A 22064-nucleotide genomic window follows, 5' to 3' on the forward strand; every position below is an offset into this window, starting at 1 on the left:
AGTGGCCGAGGAGTCGGCGCAGAAGCCTTCCGCGCCCAAGCTGCAGCACGTTTCGCGACCGCAGGGTGTGCAGCGCAAACCGCGCAAGCGTCGCTTTCCGTGGCCCCGCGTGTGGGTCTGGGCAGGCGTGATCGTTGGTGCTGCGTTTGCCGTTGCGCTCGTTCTGAAGCTGGCCGGATAGCTGCTGACTGAAGCTTGCCGCTTGCCGCTTGCCGCTAGCCGCTAGCGGTCGCGCAGAGCGCCCATCGACGGAGACACTGCAGTGACGGTGGGCTGGCCCCACGCGTGCTCGGCGAAGGCTCCATCGAGAGCTACCCGCACTCGGGATGCCGTGTCGGTGTCGACGAGAGCGACGGCCACTCCGCTGAAGGGGCGGCCGAGCATCCGCGCGCCTAAAGCACCGGCGGCCAGAGCTGTTTCGACGGCGAGGTCAATCTCCGTGGTCGAGATTCCGTAGTCGTCGCGCAGGCTCGCGTGTGAGGCATCGAGCAGGGCGCCGAGCAGTCGAGGGGTTTCGTCGCGAATAGCGAGAGCCGCGTCGCGCACCCGCTGGTTTTCGGTGACGGTGTGGAGTGTGCGGCGCACTTCGTCATCCGCGATCGCAGTGTCGAGCGCATCGGCGGTGGGGGCGTCGGTGTCAATCACAAGAAGTTCGAGGCCGGCGGTCTGCCAGTCGAGGGGGAGTGGCTCGGGGCGCGTTTCACCCTCCAAGCGCACGAGGGCGTGGTCGTCGAGAGCGAAGACGCTCGCGGCAACGTCAGGGTGCTCGGCAAGGTGAGCGGTGTGCTCGCCGAGGTTCCAGAGATCGCTGAGAGCGAGTGCCAAGGCCGCCTCGAGTGCGGCCGATGAGCCGAGACCAGATCCGACTGGCACGGTGGTGTCGATGAACACGTCGACGCCGGTGAGCGACGCCGCCGTGTCGGATGCCTCCAGCACCTCCTGCACGATACCGAGCGCGATGCGACTCCAGCCCTGCACCTCGGTGGACGCCAGCTCGTCGAGCTCGATCGTGACGAGTTCATCCACGAGGGCACTCGCGATGCGCACGGTGCGGTCGGAGCGAGTGGATGCCGCCAACACCGTACGGCGGTTGATGGCCACGGCCAGTTCGGCATCCGTCTCGGGGCTATCGGCAGTGCCGAGCAGAGTGAGGCGGCCGGGAGCCGACCAGACCCCGGCGGCGGGGTGACCGAACACGGCCTCGAAGTCGTAAAGAACGTCATCGCGAATATCTGACATGGGTGCTTCCTTGGTTGTGGCTGGTGCGCCGGTAGGCTGTTGCGGTGAGCACGCCTACAGGAACCCAGTACATCATCACTCGAGCCACTGAGCAGGGTGAAGCGCGAGCGACCATCACCGAACTTGCCGCCTCGTTGCGAGAGTTCAGCATCGGCGGGGTCGATCTCGTGGAGTCCTACGCTGAATCGGCGATGCCGCCTTTCGCTGATGGCATCGTGTTGGTGCCCTGGCCGAACCGCATCGAAGACGGAACGTGGATGCTCGATGGCGAGCCGCAGACTCTCGACATCACGGAGCGCGACCGCAACAACTCCATTCACGGACTGCTGCGCAATACCGGCTACTCCCTGATCGAACGCACGGAAGGCTCGGTCACCCTCGGCGCGACGATCTTCCCGCAGCACGGTTACCCCTTCCACGTGCACACCACCGTGCGCTACGAACTCGTAGAGGCTGGACTGAGCGTCAGCCACACCGCCACCAACCTCTCGGATGCTGCAGCCCCGTATGCGCTCGGAACCCACCCGTTCTTCAAGATCGGTGACACTCCCATCGCGGAACTAACTCTCACGATGACCGCCGCCACTCGCTTCGAATCGAATGAGCGCCTCATCCCGACGGCCGAAGTTGCTGTGCCCGAAACGGACTTTGACTTGAGCGCTGGCCGCCCGGTCGGCGAACTCGACCTCGACATGGCTTTCGCCGGCGTGGAGGTTATCGATGGTGTTGCTGCTCGACTGACCGCGCCTGATGGCCGCGAAGTGCGCGTGACCGTTGACGAGAATTTCGACTTCGTTCAGTTGTTCACGCCGCGCAACTTTCCGACCCTCACCGGCATCGGCCAGGTCGTCGCGATCGAGCCTATGACGGCCGCCCCCAACGCGTTCAACACGGGCCGCGGTCTTTTGTGGCTTGAGCCCGGTGTCGAGTTCGCTGCAACCTGGGGCGTCGAGTTCTCGGCCTAAGGAGTCTGTCGTGAGTTCAGCACCCCGAGCCCGCGATGTGCGGCGGTGGCGACGCTACCTTGCCGCCGAACGCGCCGAAGCGGCCGTCTATCGGGATCTGGCATCCCGCCGCACCGGCGAAGAGCGCGAGATCCTTTTGGCGCTTGCCGCCGCCGAAAAACGCCACGAAGATCACTGGTTGACGTTGCTGGGGGAGCAGGCCGGTCGCCCGCTGCCCACCGACCCGCGAACTCGGATGCTCGGCTTCCTGGCCCGACGCTTTGGCTCAGTTTTCGTGCTCGCCCTTGCCCAGCGCGCCGAGTCACGGTCGCCTTATCTGGATGACGACGATGCGACCGACACGATGGCCGCTGACGAAGCCGTGCACGAGGAGGTCGTTCGCGCGCTCGCTACTCGCGGGCGTCAACGTCTCTCGGGAACGTTCCGCGCCGCCGTGTTCGGAGCGAACGACGGGCTCGTCTCCAACCTCGCCCTCGTGCTCGGCATGAGTGCTGCCGGGCTCCCTAACGCTGTCGTTCTACTTTCCGGTGTAGCTGGGCTCCTCGCCGGAGCCCTCTCGATGGCCGCCGGCGAATACGTGTCGGTGCGCTCGCAGCTTGAGCTGGAGAACGCGGCAGCACACGGCCCGGTGGCGGTGGACTCGGTCACCCACCTCGACGTCGACGAAAACGAGCTGGCGCTCGTCTACCGCGCTCGCGGCATGAGCACACACGAAGCCGAGCTGCACGCCGCCGAAGTGCTCGCCGGACGCACCACGGAAGCCGCGACGGCGACACCGGAACACAACCCGATCGGTTCGGCTCTGGGGGCTGCGGCATCCAGTTTCTGCTTCTTTGCGTCAGGCGCGGTTATTCCAGTTCTGCCGTACCTGTTCGGAGCCGAGGGGCTCACTGCGGTAGTGATCGCCTCGGTTCTTGTCGGCATCGCCCTGATCATCACAGGCTCAATTGTTGGCCTGCTTTCCGGAGCCTCGCCCCTCAAGCGGGCCCTGCGCCAACTCGCGATTGGCTACGGAGCTGCTGCGGCAACGTACCTACTAGGGCTACTATTCGGGGTAAGTCTCGGCTAAACCCCGGAGGTCGCAATGGCTGCAGCACTCATCGTTGTCGATGTACAGCAAGGTTTTGATGATGCTGCCTACTGGGGGCCTCGCAATAACCCCGACTGCGAATCCAACATTGGAATGCTCATCGGGCATTGGCGCCGCGAAGGCTGGCCCATCGTCTATGTGCGGCACGATTCCGACGACGAGACCTCACCGCTGCATCCAAGTTCTGCGGGCAACGCCTTCAAAGAGCTGCTGTCGGGCACTCCCGATTTGCTCGTAACCAAGAGTGTGAACTCGAGTTTTCATGGCAGCCCCGACCTCGACGAGTGGCTGAAAGCATCCGCGATCGAGTCGATTGTCATCTGCGGAATCACCACCAACCACTGCTGCGAAACCACGGCGCGCGTGGGCGGTAACCTCGGCTATGACGTGACATTTGTGATCGATGCGACGCACACCTTCGACCGGGATGGCCCCTTCGGTGAAGAAGTGGCCGCCGATGAACTCTCGCGCATCACCGGAGTGAACGTGCACGATGAGTTCGGCAGGGTCGCATTGACCCGCGACTTGGTCGGCCCCGGATCGAGTGCCGGCTACGGCGGAGTGGTGATCTAGAGCAGCGCGCTATTGCGCCCCACGGCGAACCAAATGAGGGATCCGATGAAGGGCGCGATGAGAATCACGATGAGCCAGAGCAGCTTGGTGTTCGCAGGCATCGTGGAGCGAAAGACCTGCGACAGCGCAACGACGATTAGCGCGAAGTAACCGACCATGGCAACGATCGCGATGACGGTCCAGAGAATCGGTTCTGGCATGACAACCTCTCGCTTAGGCGCCACGAGCGTGGCGGCGAGACCAATTCTATCGAGCATCGCTCAATATTTCACGGGGGATCGCGCGTAGGCTGAGCCCGCCAGCCTGCAGCGGGTGCGCGTCGACACCGAAGTCGCCGCTTGGCGGAGAGTGAACCCCATGGCCAAGTTTCTCTTTCTCTACAAAGGTTTCGAACAGCCCACGCCCGAGATCGGTGCCGCGTGGATGTCGTGGTTCGGCGAAGTTGGGTCAGCAATGGTCGATCCCGGCAATCCCCTCAACCCCGGAACAGAGGTCACTCGCGAGGGTGCGACCGACCTTGAGTTTGGGCTCGACGCGCTTACCGGCTACTCAGTGATTGAGGCCGAGAATAAGGATGCCGCCGTCGCGCTGGCCGCGACGAACCCCATGATCACGAGTGTGCTGGTCTACGAACTCGGCAGCATGTAGCGCTTCGCGAGAAGTTGCGGCGCGCGTGCGGGCGCCGATGCGACACATCGGTTCCACTTGGCGCGCGCGAAGCGACCGATTCTCAGTGGTTCGGGCTATTCTCGAAGGAGCTAACGGCATCCGGTTTCGGATGTTGGGCATTTCAGCCAGGCTCGAACATTGGGGCCACCATGATTGACCATGTTTCTTCTCCCGCCGTAGTCGGTCGCGACGATGTCGTCTTGCACGATGGACTGCTTGCTCTGAGCAACAGCACCCTCACGCCGCGTGAAGCCGTGCGCGAAGATCTGCTGTTTGTGCGCCGCGTGCTCGACGCCGCTGAGATCCCCTTTTTGATGGTGCGCGGTGAAGACGAGACTCCCGTTCTTGCGATTGATACCAAGGACCGCAAGGGGCTGCGCCTCGCGCTCATCGCTGCCTGCCAGAACGAGCCCTTCTATGTGAAGCCGGCGCGCATCAAGTCGAACGGCAAGCGCGTTCCGTCCGATGAGCGAGACACCCCGGTGCTGGTCGCGGATGGCGTGCTCGCGCCAGTGATCAAAGCGAAAGCGTTCGTGATTTTCCGACCCCGTGTCGAGCCTGCCGGCCGCCTGCGCTTTGACGAGCCTTTTGGTGTGCGTATCGAGTTGTGGGAGTACATGCGCAACGAGGTTGTTGCTCCGAACCCGAACGCGCTTATGCGCCGCTGGCTGCCGAGTAACGAAGCCATCAACGACACCGTTGAGTTGCACGGTGAAAGCTGGCCGACGCTTCGGGGAATGTTTGACCAGCTTGCCCACGACATCCCCTTCGAAATAGACCTCGTGTTCTCGTGGGTCGATGGCGCTGAAGTGGAATGGCAGAAGGCGCGTGCTGCCCGTATGGCCAATTTCGTGGTCGGCGAGGGTGATGATTCCGAGGCGCGCTTTAGGCAGCTCGACGAGCTCAAGTACGCCCTGCGCTCGGTGCACCAGTACGCGCCTTGGATTCGCAACATCTACATCGCGACTGACTCGCCGCGACCCAAGTGGCTGGCCGAGCACCCGCGCGTCACGCTCATGCGCAGCGAAGACTTCTTTGAGCGCCCCGAAGACCTGCCCACGCACAACTCGCACGCGGTCGAAAGCCAGTTGCACAACATCCCCGGAATCAGCGAGCACTTTCTGTATTCCAACGACGACATGTTCTTTGGTCGTCACGTGAGCCCCTCGATGTTTTACTCGCCGGGCGGCATCTCCAAGTTCATCGAGGCACGCACGCGCATCGGTCTTGGCGAGAGCAGCCTGCAACGCTCTGGTTTCGAGAATGCGGCGCGTGTCAACCGTCGCCTGCTGCAGCAGAAGTTTGGTGCGACCATCACGCGTCACCTCGAGCACGCGGCAACCCCGCTACGCGTGTCGGTGATGCGAGAGCTCGAGGCAGAGTTCCCCGACGACTTCGCACGCACGAGTGCCAGCGCGTTCCGCCAGGCGACCGACATCTCGGTCACCAACTCGCTGTACCACTACTACGCACTGCTGAGCGGAAAAGCGATCGTGCAAACGGATGCCAAAGTGAAGTACGTCGACACGACATCCATTGAAGGGCTGCGCAAGATGCGGTCGCTGCTGCGCAAGCGCTCGAGCGACTTCTTCTGCCTGAACGATGGCAGCTTCCCCGAAATCTCGGCGGAAGACCGTGCTGCTGCGGTGCGCTCGTTCCTCGATGAGTACTACCCGATTCCGGCGCCGTGGGAGTTGCCCGAAGCCGAGTAGGGCAGCGCGGAGCCGCGATTGCTGGTGAGCAGTCGCGGCCGTCGGTGCGGTGAGTGAAGTTACGCGACCTGCGCGCTGGGAACGACGTGGGGATTCACGGGTGGTGGAATCGTAATTCCGTCGCGATCGAGAATCGCCGCCGTTTCTTCTGGTGTGACATAGGAGAGGCTCCCGTAGTCGCCGAGAGGAACGACCGAGTGCATCACTGTTTCGTCGTAGACGTGCACCAGGTTGAACGACTGGGCGCCATCCCGACCACGGGTGCCGCCGACGGGCACGTTGAGGTCCTGCGTGTAGCAGGTGGCTGAGGCGACCGACACGGGGATCCCCGCGAAGAGCGCGGTCGTTGAGTAGTGCAGATGACCGGCGATGATGCTGCGGATGTCGCTGCCGCGGATCACCGCGGCGAGCTCCTTTTGAGAGCGAAGTTCGACGGTCACGGCAAGATCGAGAACCGTGGGCACCGGCGGGTGGTGCATCGCGAGGATGGTGCCGTGGGGTGCCGGGGTAGCGAGTTCGTTCTGCAACCACAGCAGTTGGGCATCCGAAATATCGCCATGATGTTCGCCGGGAACGGTCGAGTCGAGCGCAATAATGCGCAACCCGTTGACGTCGATTACGCGGTCGATGGGCGCGGTGGTGGCGGGTTCATCGAGAAGAGTGGTGGTGAAGGTGCTGCGGTCGTCGTGGTTGCCCATGACCCACACCACTTGCGCTCCGAGGCGATCGGCTACAGGTTCGACGATCTCGCGGAGCGCACGGTAGGCCTCAGCTTCGCCCTTATCAGCGAGGTCGCCGGTGATGATGATTGCTTCGGGGCGAGAACCGGATGCTTCCAGTTCAGCGAACAATTGCCGCAGCTTGGTCTCGCTGTCGAGGCTGTCGTAGAGGCGCCGCCCATCGGCCAGAAGGTGCACGTCGCTGAGATGTAACACGTAATGGTCGGGTCGAGGATACTGCGACACGTAGCCGGTCATAGGCGTAGTCCAGCACTCGAACATGGACGCGCGGTGAACATCCTGCGGCAAGTTGCGCGCCGTCCCCCGGTTTCTGCGGATCGGGGTCGCCCAGCGTGACCCGGTTTGGGGGCGTGCTTGGCGTTCGAATGCTCCCTGTGTGCGCCACTCGTCATTTCGTCCGCGGGCGTATCGTGCTCCGTCGCCCGTCTTGGGGGCCGCGGTGCGCTTCGCAAACGAGATAGCCTCGGTTTGATGGCGCTCGGGGGAGTGCTCATGGGGGAAGAATGACTAACGAAGTTCACGCTGTGCAGCCCGAATCTCCGACGAGGATAGCGAGCGATCTGATCGAGCGGCCCGCGGCGTACTCGGTCATCGAAGAGTTGTTCCGGGTTCAAGAAACGATGGAGCCGCAAAACGTTCTTCACCAGTTGTTTGGATTTCGTCCCGTGCATCCGCACGCTCAAAGCTGGTTTTCGGGGGCGATTGGCGAACGCAAAGTTGGCGATCTCCTTCTGCAGCTCGGCCCGGAGTGGGCTGTTCTCCATGCAGTTCCAGTCGGCAAGGGCGACAGCGACATCGATCACGTGGTTATTGGCCCAGCCGGTGTCTTCACTATCAACACCAAACGACACCCGGGAAAGAAGATCTGGGTCGGTGAGCGAATGCTTATGGTTGCTGGCCAGAAAACAGACCACCTTCGTAACTCTCGTCACGAGGCCAAGCGCGCAGCCAAATTGCTGACGAAGGCCACAGGTTTCCCTGTCGACGTGCACCCGGTCTTGGCGATTGTCGAGCCGGCATCGTTCACTTTTCGGCAGCGACCACAGGACGTGAGCGTTATGGATGCTCGCCGGCTGCCCCGTTGGTTGAAACGGCGCAGGGCAGTGTTGGCCCCTGATGAGCTCGCGGCGATTATTGATGCCGCGACTGAGGTGCGTACTTGGCATCCGACCGCAGATCTCTCGATCGATCCGAGCCATCTCTCGAGATTCCGTGAACTCGAGCGCAAGGATGGGCGGGCTTACTTGGTTCGGCTCGCATGGGCGCTCGCTTTTGCCGTCGCAGCCGGGCTGGGCTCCATTTCTGTTCTAATGTCATTCACCGCAGGTCTCTAGGCTCGACGAGCCCTATGGCAAGCGTCTTATGTCGGTAGTAGCCGAGAGATCATGCTCTCGCGCCTCCTGACTATTCGCGCACGACTCCGAGCCCTGGCGTCATAGCGATCTATTCCGTTCCAAAGAACTCGTAGTCGGCCACCAGTTCGGCAAGTAGTGCGGGTGGCAGCTCCGAGAATTGTGCTGCGCCACCGCTGCCGCGCGGAGTGATCCGGCGAACAGTGAGCGCCCCGAGTTCGATAGGGATGTTCGTTTCCGGCAAGCTGCTTCCCGAAAATGACAGCACGCCTTCCAACCCGACGGTATCGAACCGCTTCACGTATTCGAAGAAGGTCACGTCGTCGCCCGTCTCCCCGCGGCTCCACTCCCGCACTTTCGCTCGCGAGCGCAGCCGGAAGGATTCACTCTCCGTGCCTTCAAGGTTGTCGCGCCGTGACTCCGTTCCTGTGATCGCAATCGGGGTTGCTCCAAATTGGTCAAAGCCGAGCCCGTAGGAGGCTTCACTCGCCCGCCAGGCCTCAATCGCGGAGGCGTCGAGCGTAGTCGGGTGCGCTATGCTCACACGCGCATCCGGGGTCAGTTCAACAGGCAGACCATCGACGGTTCGTAGGGTGCCGTCGAGATCAGGGCGAACTGTGATGCCGTCGACGTGCCAGACCAACGCCGCAACGAGAACGCCCATGATCGGATGCTCGAGCAGCCGCTCGCGCCACTCAGCACCAGTCCACTCTCGTCGCAGGCACATCGCGTCGTAGAGCCGACGGCGTTGCGTGGCGACGACCGCCGTCAGTTCCTTCTTGTTTGCCGTCCATTGCGTTTTTGCGGCCGCGGCAGCGTCGTCAGCCTTGCGTGGGGCGGGTAGCGCTTTGATTGGCTCTCCCTCGGCGGTTTCGAGGCTCAGCTTAAGGGAGGTGTCGAATCGAGCTACGAATGAACGAGGGCCATAGTCGAGCACGAACGAACGTGAGCTGTCGAGACCGGCAGTCGGGATCATCCGATCGGCAAGTTCGTCTGTCGACCACCCTCGCGCTTCGGCGATAGCGTCAACAAGCTCACCAGCTCGTTTCTGGATGCCGGCGGTGCGATACCGCCGTGCCGTCGCTACCAAGAGCTGGGTCGGTTCTGGATCGCCCGATAGCGACAAGACCACGAGGAGGGCGTCGATCTGCGCCCGCTTCAGATGCTTACGTCTCATGTACTGCCGCACGATTTCGGCGAGCTCGGCACCGGGAACCAAACTGCAGAGGGAGAGGATGCCGCGGTGTGCTGTCGCGGTGGGCACTTTGCCATATTCCCGCAATCGTTCCCTCTCGAAATAGTCCAACTCTCTTGAGTTCGCGAGAGAAAACTCCGGTGGCAAATCTGCATCTACGATGTCGAAGAACAGCAGAGTTTCACGGGTAATTTCCGGATCATCCAAGGCGAGCGCCTTCACGATTCCTGAATAGCGGCTAGCCGCTGCGAATGCTTTCTCCATGGAGACGGCGTCGTCTTTTGTCGCGTCGCGCGCGATCCACGTCGTCAGCACGAAGCGGCCGAGTTCGCTGGCGCTCTCGGCACTGAGGGTACGAAGGTATAGCGGCAGCAGGCCAGCACCTGCGGGGTCTTTCAGCGTGAAGCCGAGAACAATCCACCACCGCAGAACGTCGGAGGGCACCTCAGTGCCATCCGCGTAGGCGGCCGTCGGCAGGTCGGCGAAGGGAAACCACTCCATCTCCTTGGGCAGGCCCTTAGCGAGTCCCTTGGCTGCCTCGGACGCAAGAGCAGATGGCTGCAGATAAACACCGATGTTTCGCCCTAGTCGCTCAAGCGCGGCGATGATCGTTGCGCGAACTGTCGGGACTGTTTCTTGTTCGAGTTGTTGAGCGAGTGCATCAACCGCCCAGTCGCCGCCGAGCGATCCCACCCAGACCACCGCTGCAGTGCGAATTTCAGTGTTGCCGACTCGCAGAGATTCCTCGGCGATGCGCTCCGCTAGACCGTGCTTCTGCAGCACCCGCTGAGCTGCTGCGCGATTCGACTTTGCAGTGCCGATCGCGAGGTCAGTGACCAGGGGTAAGTAGCGCGCAGCGAGACGGGGAGATGCTTCCAGAATCGGAAGCACATCGGCGCGCAAATCATTGCCGGACCAGTGGCCTTCGATCTCGCCGAACTCAAGGCCTAGGACAACATCAAATAGGTGGGGGTTCTCCGCCATGAAGCCCACAAGTTGGGAAGGCAACAGCGATGGTCCGCTGAAATAGTCGGTGAGCGCTGATCCGAAGACGTGGATGTTGGCACTGTTGACCGTCGACCCCGATTGGATGAGCGCGTGTGCGATCGAACGAGCGTCGATCTCCCGATGGCTATCGCTGGCTCCACGTCCCCAGTAGGAGGTTCCCGATTGTCGTACCCAGTTGATAGGGGCGAAGCCCACGAGGCGATGGCTCACGTGATTCAGCGGGTACAACAAAGTGCGATCGGGTGCCTCGCCGCCGTGGGAAAGGTAGTCGACGATTTGGGGTAGCGCTTTCAGCGTCGCGTCTGCCTCAACGACGTGCTGCTCATAGGACTCAACTAAGTTGCCTGTGGCGTTGCCCGGGTATTTCTTGAGAAAATCCTCTCGTTCTTTCTTCGCCGATTCGACCAGGCGGCTCTGTCGTGCGCGGTAGTCAGTGACAGCCGTGCGTATCGATTCGACAGCGGCGTCGTCGAGCACATTCTCGGCGAGTGGCACCATCGCGGGTACCTCGATGTGCTCCGGGGCTCCGTACAGCTCGTAAATGGCGAGGCGTTGAATCGCCCGATCGATCTCTACCGTGCCCTTCTTGCCGCGTGCAAGGGCGCGCTCGAGTACACCCATGGCAGCCGGGATATCTGGCACGTTCTCCAGCGCATAGATGACCCTTTCGCGATGGGCTGCAGACCCCGTTTCGAGAAGAGTTTCGAGAACGGCGAGTTGGCGGGCAGGGGTGACTCCGCGAAGAACAGCTAGTGAGGGCACCCGCAGCGTCTTGTCGCCGTGAATGGCGAGGGCCGCGATGAGCTCTACGTGCATCTCTGCGAGCGGGGGATGGGTGGCGGCGATTCTGACTAATTCGAAGAGCGCTCCGTACGTGAAGTCGGGGAGCAAGTCTTCAAGCGCGTCGGCGTTCGTGACCAGAAACTCGGCCATGCCGGGGATCGCTCGAAGTCCGGTGGCTCGATAGCGAGCGTAACTGTCTGCACTGCCGATTAGTTCGGCGATCAACTTTCGGGGGAGATCATTCTCGTTCACCTGCTCGAGTCGCATGAGAGCAGCGATTCTCTCAATCGTTATCGACGTGAACGGAATGTCGGCAGACCTCCGCCGTCCGTTGCGGCTGAATGCAGACAGTGCATCCATGAGGAGCGCCCACACAGAGCTCGGCATCGTGCCAGGAATATAGAGAGGCTCGACTCGTGCCGCCGAGAGAAAACGCCCCCACCGCACGAGGGTCTCATCGTCGGCACGCTCAATGGACTCCAGTTGAAGGTAGAAGTCCGTGCGTGTGAGGGTATCGATGCTGGAAAACACAGCGCGGTCGTTCTGGCTGAGCCGTGACGGATAGTCGTGATCGCTGCCGTCGAAGACGTAGTCGAGAATGTCGTGACGTAAGACAGCATCCAATTCCGCCAAAGAATCTGCGAGCAGAATGCGGGGGCCGCTGGATGTCATGTGGATCCTCACCGGGACGCGAACACGGGGTGAGTGAACCTCACAATGAAATGTTACGGGGCTGGATGCCGGGCCGCTGTCCCCACATAGGGGTGGGTTGAATGGGCAACCGGCGCCTCCGGCAAATGCGTAGCGGGATAACTAGCCGCGCAGAGGGAACTCCGCGAGCTCCTGCTCCCACGCTGCAACCGCGCGCGTGAGATCACTCGGCGAGATCGTGAGATCCAGGAAGAATTCCCTCTCACTCGTCACGCTCGGAGGCTGTGACTCGAGCCAAAGGAACACACGGATGACTATCGCAGACGGCTCGAAGCTCACGAGACTGAATCCGAGGTTTGGTTCGACGAAGTTCAGCGTGGGAAGTAACTCGCTTTGGCCGCTTAGCTCCATCGGCTCAACAAGCCCGCGGGCGGCCCGCAGAAGCCACGTGCCGAGGTTGCGTGCCTCGTCCACGAGCAGGCAGGGTTCGAGAAAGTTCCACTCTTCGGCGCCCCAACGGGCTCGCCCATCGATCAGGAGCCAGTTGGCGTCGTAAGGATCGACCCGTACATCCTCAAACTGGTAAGCCATGGGCTCGATGCTGAGATAGTTCGTTCCGCCGGCATCCCATAACTCCATGGTCAGGAGCCTAATCGCGGCGCGCTTCGGAGAACGCACAAGAACCACATGAAAACGCCTCGAAGGCGAAGAAAAATGTGGGCCCGGCGGGGCTCGAACCCGCGACCCGCGGATTAAAAGTCCGATGCTCTACCAGCTGAGCTACAGGCCCTACATGTTAAGCGTACCGTGATCTCATGGCAGAAAATTTCCATAAGCCCACGCAGTACTCGACAGATAAGTTTGACACATTCGAAGGGGGAGAAGATCCCGCCCAAATAATGCGCGCAGCCCACGATACAGCCCACGCGCTGCTTGAGGGTGCACGCAACTCGGATGACCCTGCCGTGATCGACAGAATCATCGCTTACACGGATAAAAACGGTATCGATTCGCTCGCCGAGCTCTGGTCGCGATCGAGTGCCGCCAGCCTGCCTGGCGCACTCTGGCGTATCTATTTGCTGCGTGCCGTCATCCAACAGGATGCGGTGGGTACGAGCCTTCTCTTTCAGCGTGGCATCGAGACGCTGCCCACAATCGACGCCGCAGTGACCGGCGCGATCAATCCCACGGGGCCCGAGGAAATCAAGGGTTTGGCCGACCAGATTTTGCGAGGGCTGTTTCGGGGTGACTTCGGTGTTGCTCTGGATCGTGCTGCATCGTTCAGCCGCATTCTGGCGTCGGGCGCGGGCAGCATCGCCGACGACCAAGAGTTGCTTGATCCCGAGCGGGCTACAGAGCTCACCACACGCGCCTCCCGCTACTCCCTCATGGCAGAGGAGCTCACAGGGTGTGCGAAGCGCTATCGCGCCGGGGCTCTTGATTGAGTCGCGGATCGAGAACTGCGAGGTAGCGGATGCTCGTTAGGGAGCGTTCTGCAGAATCCGCTGGAACGCGGTGTTGAAGGTTTGTTCTTCTGAGCTGTCGAGCCCGCGAAACACATACGACCGAGCGAGCATGTCGTCATCCGGAAAAATGAGATTGTTGCTGGCCAGCTCCGGGTCGATGGCGGCGGCCGCTTCCTTGGCGCCCGCTACTGGAGTGATGTAGTTCACGTACGCGGCAACCTCGGCGGCAACAGCAGGGTCGTAGTAATAGTTGATGAGCTCTTCGACGTTCGATTTCGCGGGGCTACCGATGGGCACCATAAAGTTGTCGTTCCAAATCGGGCCGCCGGCCTCAGGAACAGCGAAACCCCACTTGTCGCCGTGCTCTGCGTTGAGTTGAACGATGTCGCCCGACCACACAATTGCAGCGAGCGTATCCCCGCTCACTAAGTCTTCTAAGTAAGAGTTGCCGGTGATGTTGAGAATCTGGCCGCTAGAGACGTGCTTAGTCAGCTCCTCTATCCCCGCATTGAATTGGTCGACGCCCCAGCCGCCCGAGATGTCGACGCCCTGGTCGAGCATGATGAGCCCCATCGTGTCGCGCATCTCTGAGAGCACCCCAACGCGACCCTTGAGATCGGGATTCCACAGATCTTGCACTGACCGCAGCCCGGCGGGAAGCATCTCTTTGTTCCAGGCAATCCCGGCAAATCCACCCTGATACGGGATGCTCATTTCGCGTCCGGGGTCGAAGTCAACGTCTCGAAGTTCCGGCAGCAAATTCGCAATGTTTGGGATGTTGGCGTGGTCGAGTTTCTGAATGTAGCCAAACCGGATTAGCCGGGCCACGATCCAGTCGGTGAGGCACACCACATCGGCCCCGATGTCTTGACCGAGCGAGAGTTGGTCGTTGACCGTCGCGTAATAACTGTTGTTGTCTTCTACGGCCTCTGTGTAGGCCACGTTGATGCCGGTCTGAGCCTCGAAAGCGTCGATCGTGGGGTAGTTGCCCTCATCGTCGACATCCACATAGAGGGCCCAGTTATCCCACCGCACCGTGTTGTTCGTCTCGCTCGTGTCTTCCGCGGCGGTGACCCCAATGTTGCTCCCGGTGGAACACGCCGCGAGGGCTAAGCCTGTCGCGCCCGCGGCTGCACCGCTCAGAAGGGTACGGCGGCTCAGCGACGATTGCTGCGCGCGTTGAATCAGCGCACGAATGAGTGGATCGGCGGGCAGTGGTTTCGGGTGCATCGCGCTCTCCTAGCGACTTCCGCGCTCACGCGCTCAGTCCTGAGTTAGTGTCGAGATTCTCGATAGTTGCACAAATGGGTAGCCAAATCGAGAGCAGACTTCACGAAAGTTTTCAGAGCGAGCACTCAGGTGAGGTTTTGCTACACTTTTCTTCGCCGGGCCACAGTAACCCCGGGCTCCAATATTAGCCGCTTCGAGCGGCCCTGCGTCGTGAGGCGTTCTCTGTGGTCCGGCTTTTTAGCGCCCGCTCGCGGCTTTTCAGCCCCTCGCCGCATGCCGGCGACTCCGCCGATTTCCGGGCAGCTTTCGACCAAACCCTTCTCGCTAGGGCGCCGAATTACTAACCAGTGAAAGCAACTGACGAAAACCATCGTCGGCCTCGCATCCACTGACTGAAGATTCGCTGCTGAACCACACGAACTGCGATGAAGGAGCACGGGAACCTGTCATGCTTGTCCTTATGTCTCGTGAAGCTGATGTCGGCGCAACGCCCGAAGAACCGGGTGTGCCTGCCACGAGCCCGCAAGACCTATTAGAGCGTGTCGCCACTGGCGATCAGGCCGCATTTAGCGAGCTGTACGACCAACTGGCCCCTCGAGTTTTTGGACTCGTCAAGAGGCTCCTTCGCGACCATTCACAGTCCGAAGAAGTGACGCAAGAGATCTTCTTGGAGATCTGGCAAACCGCAACCCGATTCGATTCGAATAAGGGTGCAGCGGTGAGTTGGATTCTCACCATGGCTCACCGCCGAACTGTTGACCGTGTACGTGCATCGCAGTCGTCCCGCGACCGCGACGTTCGTATCGGCATCCGTGATCACAACCCGGACTACGATCACGTCTCAGAAACCATTGAAGTCCGACTCGAACACGAAAGGGTAGAGAAGGCCATGTCCCGACTGACTGAACTCCAGCGCCAAGCTGTCTCCCTTGCGTATTACGGCGGCTATAGCCACAGTGAGGTGGCGACCATGCTTAAGGTTCCTGTCGGCACTGTCAAAACCCGACTACGTGATGGAATGATCCGCTTACGCGACGAAATGGGGGTGGCATCATGAACGACCGCAACGACGACCTCGCGGCACAGTCTGGCGCCTACGCTCTCAACGCATTAAGCCCCGAAGAGCGCGAGGCTTTCGAGAAGCACTTGGCTGCTTCTGATGAGACCCGCACCGAGACCACCGAACTCTCCGACACGGCAGTGGCACTCGGAATGGCCATTGACCCGGTCACTCCGCCTCCTGCCCTCAAGGCCAACCTCATGGCGATGATTGCGCAAACACCGCAGTTGCCGCGTGAAGCAAATGTCACTGTTACGGCTGACGATGCTTCGAGCAGTGTGGATGCCGCATCCGCGCCGCTCTCGAACGTCACGCCGCTTGCTGCCTCGGTTGCGCCCGCTGCTGATGCCTCGGCCGAGCAGTCAAGCACTTCGTTGCCTGCCCCGGCGACTCCCGCGGAGACCAAGGCTCAAGCCCGCTGGTTCACGCGTCCGGCTACTGCTTTGGCGGCTGTCGCCGCAGCAGTGGCGCTCATCGTTGCCGGTGGCGTGGTTGCCGATTCCATCGGTCGCACGTCTATCGAGCAGTCGACGTTTGCGGCTCAGCAGGCTGACCAGCTTGCGGCGATCAATGCTGCCAGCGATTCGCAGCGTCTTGTCTCGACGGTCGCAGGGGGAGCCACGGCTACCTTCGTGTGGTCGGGAGAGCTCGCGTCATCCGCTGTAATTGTGGACGGTCTTGAGCCGCTTCCTGCCGACCAGGTTTACGAACTCTGGTACATCGATGAGGCGGGTGCTCGCCCGGCTGGACTCATGAGCGCTGCCGAGGACGGCCCAACGTGGCGCGTGCTCGATGGCGAAATGGGCGCCGGCGACATCGTGGGAGTCACGATCGAACCCAAGGGCGGCTCGGATGCTCCCACCACCGACCCGATTGTGGTCTTCGAGAGCGCGTAGCGCCGCCTGACGTAACTAATGAGAAAGCCCCCGGCCGATAAGGCGCGGGGGCTTTTTCGTGCCGCAGGATAGCGACAGCGTGCTCGAGCGGTTCGTTACCCGAACTTGCCCGAGACGTAGTCTTCGGTTGCCTGAACGCTGGGGTTCGAGAAGATCGTGGTGGTGTCGTCGTATTCGATGAGCTTGCCGGGAGCACCGGTTCCGGCGATGTTGAAGAAGGCGGTGCGGTCGGAGACGCGCGAGGCCTGCTGCATGTTGTGGGTCACGATCACAATCGTGTACTCCTGCTTGAGTTCCTCGATGAGGTCTTCAATGGCGAGGGTGGAGATGGGGTCGAGGGCCGAGCAGGGCTCATCCATCAGCACGACGTCAGGCTTCACGGCGATGGCGCGGGCGATGCAGAGTCGCTGTTGCTGCCCACCCGAGAGACCGGAGCCGGGCTTGTCGAGGCGGTCCTTGACCTCTTGCCACAGGTTGGCACCCACGAGCGATGACTCAACGAGGTCGTCAGCGTCGTTCTTGGTGATGCGGCTGTTGTTGAGCTTCACTCCGGCCAGCACGTTGTCGCGAATCGACATCGTGGGGAAGGGGTTGGGGCGTTGGAACACCATGCCCACCTGGCGACGCACGTTCACGGGGTCGACGCCGGGGCCGTACAGGTTGTTGCCGTCGATGAGAACTTCGCCTTCGACGTAGGCGCCCGGGATGACCTCGTGCATGCGGTTGAGCGTGCGGAGGAAGGTCGACTTGCCACAACCGGAGGGGCCGATGAAGGCGGTAACCGTACGGGGCTCAATCGTGAGCGAGACACCTTCTACAGCGCGAAACTTGCTGTAGTAGACGTTGAGATCATTGACTTCGATGCGCTTAGACACGAATTAGGTTCCTTCGGTTATCGACCGGTTTTGGGGGCGAAGATTTTGGCGATGATGCGGGCCAGCAGGTTGAGCGCCATCACGATCAGGATGAGGGTGAGCGCTCCGGCCCACGCCCGATCGATGTAGGCCTGAGCATCGGTGCCTTGGGAGATGTACGAGCTGTAGACGAATACCGGCAGGCTTTGCATCCGGTCGCTGAACAGCGAGTAGTTGAAGTTGTTGGTGAAGCCAGCAGCCACAAGAAGCGGTGCGGTCTCGCCAATGACGCGGGCGATGGAGAGCATCACACCGGTAGTGATTCCGGCGATGGATGTCGGCAGCACAACCTTCAGAATGGTTAGCCACTTGGGCACGCCGAGTGCAAACGCGGCCTCACGCAGTTCGTTGGGTACAAGTCGCAGCATTTCTTCGCTCGAGCGCACGACGACGGGGATCATCAGCACCGACAGGGCGAGGGCTCCGGCGATTCCGACGCGTACGCCGGGGCCGAAGAACAGCACGATGAGGGAGTAGGCGAAGAGGCCGGCGACGATCGAGGGGATGCCGGTCATGACATCCACGAAGAAGGTGATGGCCTGGGCGAGACGGCCGCGACCGTATTCGACGAGGTAGATCGAGGTCATGAGCCCGATGGGCACCGAAATCACGGTGGCCGCCAACGTCATCTGCAACGTACCGATGATGGCGTGAGCCGCACCGCCACCCTCGCCGACGACGTTGCGCAGCGAGAGCGTGAAGAAGTCGAGGTCGAAGCGAGCCGCACCGTTGATCGCCACGGTGTAGAGAAGCGAGATGAGCGGCAGGAGCGCCACAACGAAGGCGAGGGTCACCAGGGTCGTCACGAGGCGGTCTACGGCGCGACGGTGGCCTTCAACGAGCCGTGAGACGGTCACGAGCACAACGCCGTAGAGAACGACTCCGAAGAGAATCGCTGCGACGATGTTGAATTCGCCGTCGACCTGGCCGGCCTGAATGAACAGGAAGATCAGGATGAACGTGACGAGGCTGCTGATCAGGATGAGCAGGGGAGCCCAGCGAGGTAGCTGGCCGGCGGCGTACGCGTTCTGGATGGGGCGCGCTGGTGTGGTGGTAGTCATCAGTTCGCTCCCGAGAATTCCTTGCGGCGGTTGACGATGTAGCGCGCAATCGTGTTGACGACCAGCGTGATGGCGAAGAGGATGAGGCCGGTCGCGATGAGCACGTTCACGTTGAGGCCGTAAGCCTCAGGGAAGCTCAGCGCGATGTTGGCGGCGATGGTTGACGGGTTCGTCGAGCTGACCACGTTGAACGTGATGACGTTCGAGGCCGAGAGCACCATCGCAACGGCCATGGTTTCGCCGAGCGCGCGGCCGAGGCCGAGCATGGCGCCGGAGACGATGCCGGCGCGGCCGAAGGGAAGCACAGCAGTCTTGATCATTTCCCAGCGGGTAGCGCCGAGAGCGAGAGCAGCTTCTTCGTGGAGTACCGGAGTCTGGAGGAAGACTTCGCGGCAGATGGCGGTGATGATCGGCAGGATCATCACGGCGAGCACGATCGAAGCGGTGAGAATGGTGCGGCCCGTTCCCGAGGCTGGGCCGGCAAAGAGCGGGATCCAGCCAAAGTTGTCAACGAGCCAGGTGTAGAACGGCTGCACTCCCACGGCGAGTACGTTTCCGCCCCAGAGGCCGAAGACTACGGAAGGCACGGCGGCCAGCAAGTCGATGATGTATCCGAGCGTTGCGGCGAGAGGTCGCGGTGCGTAGTGCGAGATGAAGAGGGCGATACCGATGGCGATCGGCACGGCCATGAGGAGGGCCAATCCGGCCGACCAGAGGGTACCGAACACGAGCGGGCCAACGTAGGCCCAGAAGTTCGTGCCTTCAAGAAGAGTGGTTTTCTCGGGGTCCGCGGTGATGCCGGGAACACCCTGCAACACGAGGAAGGCCGCGACGGCGGCGAGGATCGCGAGGATCAGCGCACCAGCGGTGAGGGCTGTACCTGAGAAGAGGCGGTCTCCTGGGCGCTGCTTCGCGCGGATACGGGGGGCCGCAGTCGAGGTCATGTGTCGAGTATCCCTTATCCCTGGCGTGGCTTAGTGCGTCGTGTGGTTGTCATGCTGGTTTCTGGGCGAACGAGTTCACGTGACCCAGAGGAAAGTCTGCCCGACCCCGCTGCCAGTAGCAACGGGGTCGAAGCAGACTCAAGGTGTTACTTGATGGCGTCTACAGCAGCCTGAGCCTTCTCGAACAGAGCCGAGGAGATCGGTGCTGAACCAGCGGACTCAGCCGCGGTGGCCTGTCCCTCGTCGCTGATGATGTAGCTGAGGTAGCCCTTGACCAGGTCAACGTTGTCGCTCGAGGCGTACTCGTTGCACGCGATCAAGTAGCTGATCAGAACGACCGGGTAGACACCCGAGGCGTCGGATGCGCGGTCGAGCTCTACAGCGAAGTCGGTCTCGCCGCGGCCTTCTGCGAAGGGCGATGCGTCAACGATTGCTGCTGCAGCTTCGGGGGAGTACGGAACGTACTCGTCGCCGACCTTGACGGCGACGGTTCCGAGGTCTCCGGCACGCGATGCGTCGGCGTAACCGATGGTTCCGGTTCCGTTGGTGACGGCGTCAACGAGACCCGAGGTCTGAGGAGCACCCTCGCCACCGAACTCGGTGGGCCAGGTTTCGATCGATCCGACGGTCCAGACCGAGGGAGCAGCAGCCGACAGGTAGTCGGTGAAGTTCGCGGTCGTTCCCGAGTCGTCTGCACGGTGTACGGCGGTGATGCCGAGGTCGGGCAGGTCTACGCCGTCGTTCTGCGAAGCGATAGCGTCGTCGCTCCAGTTGGTGATCTCGCCAGTGAAGATTCCGGCGATCGTGTCGGCGTCGAGGTTGAGCGAGTCAACACCGTCGAGGTTGAAGATGATCGCGATCGGCGAGATGTAGGCAGGGATCTCGAGGATGCCGGTGCCGGGAACGCACGATGCGAAGTTGTCTTCGTCAATTTCTTCGCTCTTGAACGCGCGGTCCGATCCAGCGAACTGGCTTCCGCCACCGATGAACGTGTCGCGTCCACCACCGGAACCGATGGGGTCGTACTCGACCGTGACGTTCTCGTTCGCGGTCTGGAATCCAGCAACCCACGCCTCTTGAGCTGACTGCTGCGACGATGCGCCGGCGCCAACGAGCGTTCCGGTGAGGTCTGAAGCGGATCCTTCATCGCTGCCGTTGTCGGCTGCTGCTGCGCACGATGAGAGGAGGATGGTGCCTGCGATAGCAATGGCACCGATGGTGCCAAGACGCTTGAAGTTCACAGTTTTCCCTTCGGGATGTTGATTTCAGGTTTCAGGCCGGTGCGACCCAAATAGAAAACCTAGGCAGCGCAGGTAGCCACCTTTACCCGGTTAGGTAAACGGGAGGTAAACGACCCGTCAACACCACGAAGAGCAGTCCCGGAATCCCGGGGATGTGAGCTATTTGATCGCTGCGACGGCAGCGCGAGCTTTCTCATAGAGGGAGTCAGAGATCGGCGCCGAGCCGGCAGAAGCAGCCGCGGCTTGTTGGCCCTCGGGGCTAATCACGTAGTCGAGGTAGCCACGGATGACATCCACCCGGTCGTTCGACACGTACTCGTTGCAGGCGATGAGGTAGCTGATGAGCACGACCGGGTACACGCCGCTGGCGGTGGATGCTCGGTCGATTTCTACCGCGAAGTCGGTCTCACCGCGTCCTTCGCCGAAGGGCGAGACATCAACGATGGCGGCTGCTGCTTCGGGGGAGTACTCGACGTAGTCGTCGCCGACCTTGACGGCGACGGTGCCGAGGTCGCCAGCGCGGGAGGCGTCGGCGTAACCGATTGTGCCGGTTCCGTTGGTGACGGCGTCGACGACACCGGAGGTTTGGGGCGCCGCTTCGCCGCCGAATTCCAGCGGCCACTTCTCGATGGATCCGACGGTCCAGGCCGAGGGCGCTGCCGCGGCGAGGTAATCGGTGAAGTTGGCGGTCGTTCCGGAGTCATCCGCGCGGTGCACCGCGGTGATGTTGCGGCTGGGTAGATCGACGGAGGGATTCTGGTCGACGATGGCCGCGTCATCCCACTGATCAATCTCGCCGGTGAAGATGCCGGCGATCGTGTCGGCGTCGAGGTTGAGCGAGGTGATGCCATCGAGGTTGAAGATGATCGCGATCGGTGAAATATAGGCAGGAATCTCGAGGATGCCGGTGTCGGGAACGCACGAGACGAAGTCGGCTTCAGCGATTTCCTCGACCTTGTAGGCGCGGTCCGAGGCGGCAAACGCGGCACCGCCACCGATGAAGGTGTCGCGCCCTCCGCCAGACCCGATGGGGTCGTATTCGACCGTCGCGGCCACGTTCGCTAGCTGGAAGCCGCGAACCCACGCCTCTTGAGCGGCCTGCTGGGAGGACGCACCGGCACCGATAATCGTGCCGGAGGGGCCCGAGACGTCACCGACGGGAGCAGGAACGCATCCGGTGAGAGCGAGTGCGCTTGCCATCGCGAGTGCGGTGGCGGTGCCGAGGCGGGTGAACTTCACAGGGATCCCTTCGAGAAACTGACGTGCACGTCATTC

At 61.7% G+C, this 22064-nt stretch carries 21 protein-coding genes and 1 tRNA gene; 10 read left to right on the plus strand and 12 right to left on the minus strand.

The features are described from left to right. Position 1: 1 nt before the first annotated feature. Positions 2–181 (plus strand): hypothetical protein, encoded by a 180-nt coding sequence (locus CLV85_RS04080; RefSeq protein WP_100388310.1) that lies wholly within the window; start codon positions 2–4, stop codon positions 179–181. Between the two features lie 41 nt (positions 182–222). Here the strand turns inward: CLV85_RS04080 and CLV85_RS04085 are convergent, their stop codons facing one another. Next, complete coding sequence (locus CLV85_RS04085; protein ID WP_100388311.1) at positions 223–1239, minus strand: galactokinase; 1017 nt, start codon at positions 1237–1239, stop codon at positions 223–225. Between the two features lie 44 nt (positions 1240–1283). On the opposite strand from CLV85_RS04085, the gene CLV85_RS04090 reads away from it, so the two are divergent. Genes CLV85_RS04090 through CLV85_RS04100 form a run of 3 tightly spaced genes read left to right on the plus strand, consistent with a single transcriptional unit; the run spans position 1284 to position 3867 of the window. Continuing rightward, a complete protein-coding gene (locus CLV85_RS04090) occupies positions 1284–2204 on the plus strand; it encodes an aldose 1-epimerase family protein (RefSeq protein WP_189621841.1) in 921 nt (306 codons plus the stop codon). 10 nt (positions 2205–2214) lie between these two features. Then, a complete protein-coding gene (locus CLV85_RS04095; RefSeq protein WP_100388312.1) occupies positions 2215–3273 on the plus strand; it encodes a VIT1/CCC1 transporter family protein in 1059 nt (352 codons plus the stop codon). A 15-nt stretch (positions 3274–3288) separates the two neighbouring features. Beyond that, entirely contained in the window at positions 3289–3867 is a 579-nt protein-coding gene (locus tag CLV85_RS04100; RefSeq protein ID WP_100388313.1) for a cysteine hydrolase family protein, read from the plus strand. On the opposite strand, the gene CLV85_RS04105 is transcribed toward CLV85_RS04100, so the two are convergent. Further along, on the minus strand, positions 3864–4124 hold the full coding sequence (locus CLV85_RS04105; RefSeq protein WP_229820325.1) for a PLD nuclease N-terminal domain-containing protein: 261 nt from the start codon (positions 4122–4124) through the stop codon (positions 3864–3866). The genes CLV85_RS04100 and CLV85_RS04105 overlap by 4 nt on opposite strands. Before the next feature lie 100 nt (positions 4125–4224). On the opposite strand from CLV85_RS04105, the gene CLV85_RS04110 reads away from it, so the two are divergent. Next, positions 4225–4515 carry a YciI family protein gene (locus tag CLV85_RS04110; protein WP_100388314.1) on the plus strand — a complete coding sequence of 97 codons (291 nt, stop codon included), beginning with the start codon at positions 4225–4227 and terminating at the stop codon, positions 4513–4515. Positions 4516–4685: 170 nt separating this feature from the next. Continuing rightward, a complete protein-coding gene (locus CLV85_RS04115) occupies positions 4686–6248 on the plus strand; it encodes a stealth family protein (RefSeq protein ID WP_100388315.1) in 1563 nt (520 codons plus the stop codon). A gap of 59 nt (positions 6249–6307) precedes the next feature. Here the strand turns inward: CLV85_RS04115 and CLV85_RS04120 are convergent, their stop codons facing one another. Continuing rightward, positions 6308–7225, minus strand: a complete 918-nt coding sequence (locus CLV85_RS04120) for a phosphodiesterase (RefSeq protein WP_100388316.1) — start codon at positions 7223–7225, stop codon at positions 6308–6310. A 266-nt stretch (positions 7226–7491) separates the two neighbouring features. Between CLV85_RS04120 and CLV85_RS04125 the strand changes: the two genes are divergently transcribed. Further along, on the plus strand, positions 7492–8322 hold the full coding sequence (locus tag CLV85_RS04125) for a nuclease-related domain-containing protein (RefSeq protein ID WP_100388317.1): 831 nt from the start codon (positions 7492–7494) through the stop codon (positions 8320–8322). A 109-nt stretch (positions 8323–8431) separates the two neighbouring features. Here CLV85_RS04125 and CLV85_RS04130 read toward each other — a convergent pair whose 3' ends face one another. From CLV85_RS04130 to CLV85_RS04140, 3 genes are all read right to left on the minus strand, one after another. Next, a complete protein-coding gene (locus tag CLV85_RS04130; protein WP_100388318.1) occupies positions 8432–11998 on the minus strand; it encodes a DUF4132 domain-containing protein in 3567 nt (1188 codons plus the stop codon). Positions 11999–12139: 141 nt separating this feature from the next. After that, entirely contained in the window at positions 12140–12616 is a 477-nt protein-coding gene (locus CLV85_RS04135; RefSeq protein ID WP_147433344.1) for a WapI family immunity protein, read from the minus strand. A 78-nt stretch (positions 12617–12694) separates the two neighbouring features. Continuing rightward, a tRNA-Lys gene (locus CLV85_RS04140) sits at positions 12695–12767 on the minus strand. Positions 12768–12792: 25 nt separating this feature from the next. Between CLV85_RS04140 and CLV85_RS04145 the strand changes: the two genes are divergently transcribed. Next, positions 12793–13422, plus strand: a complete 630-nt coding sequence (locus CLV85_RS04145; RefSeq protein ID WP_100388320.1) for a DNA-directed RNA polymerase subunit beta — start codon at positions 12793–12795, stop codon at positions 13420–13422. 36 nt (positions 13423–13458) lie between these two features. On the opposite strand, the gene CLV85_RS04150 is transcribed toward CLV85_RS04145, so the two are convergent. Beyond that, positions 13459–14673, minus strand: coding sequence for an ABC transporter substrate-binding protein (locus tag CLV85_RS04150; protein WP_100388321.1), 1215 nt, complete (start codon positions 14671–14673; stop codon positions 13459–13461). 460 nt (positions 14674–15133) lie between these two features. Here CLV85_RS04150 and CLV85_RS04155 point away from each other — a divergent pair, with 460 nt between their 5' ends. Together CLV85_RS04155 and CLV85_RS04160 are read left to right on the plus strand one after the other, a co-directional pair. Then, the gene (locus CLV85_RS04155) at positions 15134–15730 is read left to right on the plus strand and encodes a sigma-70 family RNA polymerase sigma factor (protein ID WP_100388322.1); all 597 of its coding nucleotides are present in this window, start codon (positions 15134–15136) and stop codon (positions 15728–15730) included. Beyond that, on the plus strand, positions 15727–16629 hold the full coding sequence (locus CLV85_RS04160) for an anti-sigma factor (protein WP_100388323.1): 903 nt from the start codon (positions 15727–15729) through the stop codon (positions 16627–16629). Before CLV85_RS04155 ends, CLV85_RS04160 begins: the two co-directional genes overlap by 4 nt. A 95-nt stretch (positions 16630–16724) precedes the next feature. On the opposite strand, the gene pstB is transcribed toward CLV85_RS04160, so the two are convergent. From pstB to CLV85_RS04185, 5 genes are all read right to left on the minus strand, one after another. Continuing rightward, positions 16725–17504, minus strand: coding sequence for a phosphate ABC transporter ATP-binding protein PstB (gene pstB / locus CLV85_RS04165; protein WP_100388324.1), 780 nt, complete (start codon positions 17502–17504; stop codon positions 16725–16727). Between the two features lie 17 nt (positions 17505–17521). Further along, positions 17522–18604 (minus strand): phosphate ABC transporter permease PstA, encoded by a 1083-nt coding sequence (gene pstA, locus CLV85_RS04170; protein ID WP_100388325.1) that lies wholly within the window; start codon positions 18602–18604, stop codon positions 17522–17524. Then, positions 18604–19548, minus strand: coding sequence for a phosphate ABC transporter permease subunit PstC (pstC, locus tag CLV85_RS04175; RefSeq protein ID WP_100388326.1), 945 nt, complete (start codon positions 19546–19548; stop codon positions 18604–18606). Before pstC ends, pstA begins: the two co-directional genes overlap by 1 nt. 146 nt (positions 19549–19694) lie before the next feature. Next, on the minus strand, positions 19695–20789 hold the full coding sequence (locus CLV85_RS04180) for a phosphate ABC transporter substrate-binding protein PstS (protein ID WP_100388327.1): 1095 nt from the start codon (positions 20787–20789) through the stop codon (positions 19695–19697). Between the two features lie 159 nt (positions 20790–20948). After that, positions 20949–22028, minus strand: coding sequence for a phosphate ABC transporter substrate-binding protein PstS (locus CLV85_RS04185; RefSeq protein WP_100388328.1), 1080 nt, complete (start codon positions 22026–22028; stop codon positions 20949–20951). Positions 22029–22064: the final 36 nt, after the last annotated feature.

Origin of the sequence: Salinibacterium amurskyense (assembly GCF_002797685.1) — a bacterium.
GTDB lineage: Bacteria > Actinomycetota > Actinomycetes > Actinomycetales > Microbacteriaceae > Rhodoglobus > Rhodoglobus amurskyensis.

Bases quoted from the DNA above. Each gene is read 5' to 3' on its own strand.
- CLV85_RS04085 (WP_100388311.1), bottom strand. From the start codon at position 1,239: ATGTCAGATATTCGCGATGACGTTCTTTACGACTTCGAGGCCGTGTTC.
- CLV85_RS04120 (WP_100388316.1), bottom strand. From the start codon at position 7,225: ATGACCGGCTACGTGTCGCAGTATCCTCGACCCGACCATTACGTGTTA.
- CLV85_RS04130 (WP_100388318.1), bottom strand. From the start codon at position 11,998: ATGACATCCAGCGGCCCCCGCATTCTGCTCGCAGATTCTTTGGCGGAA.
- CLV85_RS04150 (WP_100388321.1), bottom strand. From the start codon at position 14,673: ATGCACCCGAAACCACTGCCCGCCGATCCACTCATTCGTGCGCTGATT.
- CLV85_RS04145 (WP_100388320.1), top strand. From the start codon at position 12,793: ATGGCAGAAAATTTCCATAAGCCCACGCAGTACTCGACAGATAAGTTT.
- CLV85_RS04155 (WP_100388322.1), top strand. From the start codon at position 15,134: ATGTCTCGTGAAGCTGATGTCGGCGCAACGCCCGAAGAACCGGGTGTG.
- CLV85_RS04125 (WP_100388317.1), top strand. From the start codon at position 7,492: ATGACTAACGAAGTTCACGCTGTGCAGCCCGAATCTCCGACGAGGATA.
- CLV85_RS04110 (WP_100388314.1), top strand. From the start codon at position 4,225: ATGGCCAAGTTTCTCTTTCTCTACAAAGGTTTCGAACAGCCCACGCCC.
- CLV85_RS04100 (WP_100388313.1), top strand. From the start codon at position 3,289: ATGGCTGCAGCACTCATCGTTGTCGATGTACAGCAAGGTTTTGATGAT.
- CLV85_RS04135 (WP_147433344.1), bottom strand. From the start codon at position 12,616: ATGGAGTTATGGGATGCCGGCGGAACGAACTATCTCAGCATCGAGCCC.
- pstA (WP_100388325.1), bottom strand. From the start codon at position 18,604: ATGACTACCACCACACCAGCGCGCCCCATCCAGAACGCGTACGCCGCC.
- pstC (WP_100388326.1), bottom strand. From the start codon at position 19,548: ATGACCTCGACTGCGGCCCCCCGTATCCGCGCGAAGCAGCGCCCAGGA.
- CLV85_RS04160 (WP_100388323.1), top strand. From the start codon at position 15,727: ATGAACGACCGCAACGACGACCTCGCGGCACAGTCTGGCGCCTACGCT.
- CLV85_RS04115 (WP_100388315.1), top strand. From the start codon at position 4,686: ATGATTGACCATGTTTCTTCTCCCGCCGTAGTCGGTCGCGACGATGTC.
- CLV85_RS04105 (WP_229820325.1), bottom strand. From the start codon at position 4,124: ATGCTCGATAGAATTGGTCTCGCCGCCACGCTCGTGGCGCCTAAGCGA.